Origin of the sequence: Streptomyces rugosispiralis (assembly GCF_024505145.1) — a bacterium.
GTDB lineage: Bacteria > Actinomycetota > Actinomycetes > Streptomycetales > Streptomycetaceae > Streptomyces > Streptomyces rugosispiralis.
Genome location: NZ_JANIAA010000169.1, coordinates 1 through 1,124, shown reverse-complemented (window position 1 = coordinate 1,124; position 1,124 = coordinate 1). Strand labels below are relative to the sequence as shown.

Annotated in this window: 1 protein-coding gene; it reads left to right on the top strand. The window is 74.0% G+C overall.

Annotated elements, in window-relative coordinates; genetic code table 11:
• The coding region (locus tag NP777_RS46880; protein WP_256656321.1) for a beta-ketoacyl reductase at window positions 1-1,124 on the top strand (1,124 nt) is incomplete at both ends.

Genomic DNA, 1,124 nt, shown 5'->3' with positions numbered 1-1,124 from the left:
GCGGTGCGCGGGGTGGCCGCCAGGACTCCCTCTTCCGCCTGGAGTGGGTCGGCCTGCCCGCGACCGTGTCCTCCGCCCCCGTGCCGACCGCCCGCTGGGCGGCGCTCGGTTCGGGCGACCTCGGGCTCGGGGCGGTCGGTGCCGACATTCCGGCGTACGCGGATCTGGCCGCGCTGTCCGAGGCGGTTGCGGAGGGCGCGGAGACGCCCGAGTTGGTGTTCGTCTCGCCTGCGGCCGGGGACGGCGAGGATGTGGCGGGCGCGGCGCACCGGGCCACTGGTGAGGCGCTGGAGCTGGTCCAGGCGTGGCTGGGCGATGAGCGGTTCGCGGATGCGCGGCTGGTCGTACTGACCTCGGGTGCCGTGGCCGCCGGTGCGGGCGAGCCGCTGGACGACCCGGCTCGGGCGGCGGTGTGGGGTCTGCTGCGCTCGGCGCAGTCGGAGAACCCGGAGCGCCTGGTGCTCGTCGACCTCGACGGCCGGGACGAGTCGTTCCGTACCCTGTCCGCCGCCCTCGCCTCGGGCGAGCCGCAGCTCGCGCTGCGTGCGGGCGAGGCGCGGGTGCCGCGTCTGGCGCGAGCCGCTGGTGCGGTCTCCGGGGACGACGCGCCGGAGTTCGGCGCCGAGGGCACGGTCCTGGTGACCGGTGCGAGTGGCACGCTGGGCGGTCTGCTGGCGCGGCATCTGGTGGTGGAGCGTGGCGTACGGCATCTGCTGCTGGTGAGCCGTCGTGGTGGCGAGGCCGAGGGTGCGGATGAACTCCGCGCTGAGCTGGCCGAGTTGGGTGCGAGCGTGCGCTGGGCGGCGTGTGATGTCGCCGATCGTGACGCGCTGGCCGAGGTGCTGGCGGGGATACCGGCTGAGCATCCGCTGACGGGTGTGGTGCACACGGCCGGTGTGCTGGACGACGGTGTGATTGGTTCGCTCACTCCCGAGCGCATGGCCGGGGTGCTGCGTCCGAAGGTGGACGCGGCCTGGAATCTGCATGAGCTGACCCGTGAGCTGGATCTTTCGGCGTTCGTGCTCTTCTCCTCCGCCGCCGGTGTGTTCGGCAATGCGGGGCAGGGCAACTACGCGGCCGCCAACGCCTTCCTGGACGCGCTCGCCCAGCACCGCGCGGCGCGC